This is a genomic window from Antribacter sp. NEAU-D49 (assembly GCF_057158775.1).
The window spans coordinates 308,265-311,945 of sequence record NZ_JBXTSN010000003.1 but is presented as its reverse complement, the minus strand read 5'-3'; the positions used below and the strand labels follow the sequence as shown (position 1 = coordinate 311,945).

Annotated in this window: 3 protein-coding genes and 2 tRNA genes; 2 read left to right on the top strand and 3 right to left on the bottom strand. The window is 68.2% G+C overall.

Annotated elements, in window-relative coordinates:
- From AC060K_RS04790 to AC060K_RS04780, 3 genes are all read right to left on the bottom strand, one after another.
- The coding region (locus tag AC060K_RS04790) for a pectate lyase family protein (RefSeq protein ID WP_483764312.1) at positions 1-945 on the bottom strand (945 nt) is incomplete at its 3' end.
- A 330-nt stretch (positions 946-1,275) separates the two neighbouring features.
- Complete coding sequence (locus AC060K_RS04785; protein ID WP_483764311.1) at positions 1,276-2,433, bottom strand: endo-1,4-beta-xylanase; 1,158 nt, start codon at positions 2,431-2,433, stop codon at positions 1,276-1,278.
- Between the two features lie 246 nt (positions 2,434-2,679).
- Positions 2,680-2,750: transfer RNA gene (locus AC060K_RS04780), tRNA-Gly, on the bottom strand.
- A 168-nt stretch (positions 2,751-2,918) separates the two neighbouring features.
- Here AC060K_RS04780 and AC060K_RS04775 point away from each other — a divergent pair.
- Together AC060K_RS04775 and AC060K_RS04770 are read left to right on the top strand one after the other, a co-directional pair.
- Positions 2,919-2,992 (top strand) — tRNA-Pro (locus tag AC060K_RS04775).
- Positions 2,993-3,116: 124 nt separating this feature from the next.
- Positions 3,117-3,533 (top strand): hypothetical protein, encoded by a 417-nt coding sequence (locus AC060K_RS04770; RefSeq protein WP_483764310.1) that lies wholly within the window; start codon positions 3,117-3,119, stop codon positions 3,531-3,533.
- Positions 3,534-3,681: the final 148 nt, after the last annotated feature.

Below are 3,681 nucleotides of genomic sequence, written 5' to 3'. Positions count from 1 at the left end.
CGACCAGGTCACGTTGTCGAAGATGTTGCCCGCGACCTGCCAGTACCCGGCGGCGTCGGTGTAGAAGGTGCCCAGGACGTCCTTGGAGTCCTTGAAGTAGTTGTTGTCGACCTTGGCCTTCGCCCCCGCGCGGGAGTTGATGCCGGACTCGACGAGACCCACGTAGTGGTTGTTGTAGATGTGGGAGACGCCGCCGCGCAGCAGCGGGGTCCGGGAGTTGAGGTTCTGGTACAGGTTGTGGTGGAACGTGACGTTCCCGTTGGTCAGGTCGGTCTCGCTCGAGCCGATGAGGCCACCGCGCTCGGAGTTGCGCAGGATCGAGTACGACAGGGTCACGTACTGGGTGTTGTTCTTCATGTCGAACAGGCCGTCGTACCCCTCGGCCTCCCCGCCCGAAGCCTCGAGCGTGGTGTGGTCCACCCAGATGTTGCGGACGTTGGACTCCATCCCGATCGCGTCGCCACCGTTGGAGGTCGGCGAGCCGGACTTCTTGACGTTCCGGACGGTGACGTTCTGGATGATGATGTTGCGCGAGTCGCGGATGTGGATCCCGATCTGGTCGAACACCGCTCCGGCGCCGACGCCGACGATCGTGACGTTGCTGATCGACTTGAGCTCGATCACGCCGGCTGCGGTGGAGCACCCGGGTCCGGACACCGCGGTGGTGTTGCCGTGGTTGATGGTGCCTTCGACCTGGATGATGATCGGCGTGCTCGTGGTCGGCCGGGCGCACAGCGCAGCGTGGATCGCGGTCCCCGTGGTGGCCCGCACGGTCTGACCACCGGCACCGCCGGTGGTACCGCCGTTGAGGGTGGCGAATCCTGTGACCCCGCCGGTGGCGGCCTGGGCGTCCGGCGCAGTCGCCAGCGTGGTGATGCCGATCGTGGCGGCCAGGGCCAGGGTGGCCCCCGCCGCAAGGGCGCGTAGTCCCACTCGTGCTCTCATGTCATGCCTCACAGTTCCTCGTCGAAATGCGGGAGATGGTCGTGCACTTTTCTCCGAGCCCAGGGGGCACCCGCCCATAGCGGGCCACTGTGCCCACCCCGGCGCTGGACCAGGCACAGATCGCACAAAACCCTCGGGTAACCGGTTTCCCGCACTCTAGTAACCGGTTTCCCGACCTGGCAACCCCTACTGCGCATCTCATCGATTCGACGTGAGACAGGAGAGAGCGCAGGCCAGAGATGTCTCTGACCTGCGCTCTCGAACTGCGTCGACGGGCCGGTGGTGCGGTGGCGCGTTGACCCACGCGACGCCGTCAGCCCACTGACCTGGCTACTTGTTCAGGCCCGGCGGCGTGCGCGGGGACTTGCCCGGGGTTGCGTCGGTGAGGCTCTCGAGCAGCGAGTAGTACGCCGGCTTCTTCTCGAACTCCTCGGTCATGATCGTGGCGTAGCCCTCGGGGAAGACGCCCGGCACCCAGGAGCGCGCGTCGTCGAAGCCCCACACCGTGTAGCTCGTGCAGGACGCGACGTTGAGGCACGCCTCGAGCATCTTGTCGTACCGCTCCGCCTGGAGCGTGATCTGCTCGGGGGTCGGCTCGCCGTCCTCGCCGAGCGGCATGCGGACGTCGGCCTCGGTGACGGCCACCTTGAGTCCGAGGGCCGCGAACCGCTCGAAGTTCTCCTGGATGGTCTCGTCGAAGCCGTACTGCAGGCTCAGGTGACCCTGGGCGCCGAAGCCGTGCAGCGGCACGCCGTCGGCCAGCAGCTCCTGCGCCAGGGCGTAGTAGGCGTTGGTCTTGTTGTTGATGCCCTCCGCGTTGTAGTCGTTGAGGAAGAGCACCGCCTCCGGGTCCGCCTCGTGCGCCCAGCGGAAGGCGTCACCGAGGAGACCCACCGGGTCCTCGGAGCACGCCTTGAAGAAGGGGTTCGCCTCGGTGCGCAGGCGCACACCGCCCGCGTCCCAGTCGTCCTGGAAGATCTCGTTCGCCACGTCCCACTCGTAGATCTCGCCGGCGTAGCGGCCGACGACGGTCCGGATGTGGTCCTCGAGGACGTCACGTGCCTCGTCGCAGGTCCAGTCGGCGCTGGCGTCGATCACCCACTGCGAGTTCTGGCTGTGCCAGAGCAGCGTGTGCCCGCGGACCTCCTGGCCGTTGGCCTTCGCGAAGGCGACGACGGCGTCGGCACCCGAGAAGTCGTAGACGTCGGGCTCCGGGTGGATCTCGGCCCACTTCATGTCGTTCTCGGGGGTGAGCGAGTCGAACTCGGCCGCGAGGATGCGCTGGAACTCGGTGGGGTTCTTGGGGTCGTAGTCGAGGAGCTCGCGCTGGCCCCAGACGGCGCTGCCGATCTTGAGATCACGCGGCGTCTCGGAGCGCAGGGTCGGCTCGGCGGGGTTGGCCTGGGCCGCGGGCACCGCGAGCGCGAGGGCGGTGAGGGCCGTCGCCGACAGGGCGGCGAGCCGCCTCAGGGTGGGGGGATGGGACATCGTCGTTCCTTCCGATCGGGTTCCGGCGACGTCGACGTCGCCGAACTGTCCGGGCGGCATCACGTTAACGATATCGATAACGATTTCGCAAGCGGGAGGAGATGTAGGCCACAAGCGGACTAGCCCGCGCGGTCGGAAGGGGCGGGCGATAGAGGGGTGCCGGGTGTCGCCGGGCGGTTCGCGTTCCGGCCGGGGAAAGCGAGAAGCGCAGGCCAGAGGTGCTCTGACCTGCGCTCTCGGGGTGTGAGCGGGCGACGGGAATCGAACCCGCGTAGCCAGTTTGGAAGACTGGGGCTCTACCATTGAGCTACGCCCGCACAGCGTGCCCGACGACGTCCCGCGCACCCTCGCGAGTCGCCTCACCAGGGTGCGGACCCGTCGTGCAGACCGCGGCCATCACCCTAGCAAACCTGGTGGCCTGCGCGTACACGTTGTGCGCGGGGCACTACACTTGCGGCGGTGCACGCCGCCTTCGCGGCAGGCCACGGGCTGTAGCGCAGGTTGGTAGCGCGTCCGCTTTGGGAGCGGAAGGTCGCAGGTTCGAATCCTGTCAGCCCGACCGATGTTTTCCCAGGTCAGAGATGATCAGGGCGGTTCCACGCGCACAGCGGTAGCGTTCGGGGGTGCCGCCCTGTGTCGACGTGTACGTGTGGGTACGGGCCGCCGACCGTGACCGAGCGTCCGTGCTCGCCACGTTCATCGACCGCTACGTCGACACGGAGGCCCCCGGCGATCCGCGCTTCGCCTCGCTCGTGCGCGTCCTCGTCGACGAGCGGCCCGCTCCGGGGGACGCCGACGCCTTGGCCGGCCTCAGGCGAGGCCCCGACACTTCGCAAGCTTTCTCCATCTACCTCCGCGCGCGTGCCCACCACGCGGCGATCGTGACCCTCACCGAAGAGGGTGATCTGGTGCTCGGGCTCTCTCTGGACGACCCTGACGGGGATCCCGAGATCGTGGCTCCGGCCGGTGAGCTGATCGCTGAGCTCGAGCAAGGGTTTCGTGCTGCCGCCGGGATCGCCGGTGTCGAGCTGGCACCTCCTCAGTCGGTCTCGGAGTGGCGGATGGAAGGCTTGGCGCTGCTTCGGCGCGGCGAGCTCTGAGCCGGGCGCGGCTGCTTGATCGGGGGTCGGGTGATCAGCAGCTGGACCTGACGGCGAGGTGACCCCCGTCTGACCGGCAGTTCGTCGGATGATCGGCCGCCCGGGGGGGCGCTCCAGCCCCCCACAGGCGGGGCCGGCGGCGCGGGGG

Bases quoted from the DNA above. Each gene is read 5' to 3' on its own strand.
- AC060K_RS04785 (WP_483764311.1), bottom strand. From the start codon at position 2,433: ATGTCCCATCCCCCCACCCTGAGGCGGCTCGCCGCCCTGTCGGCGACG.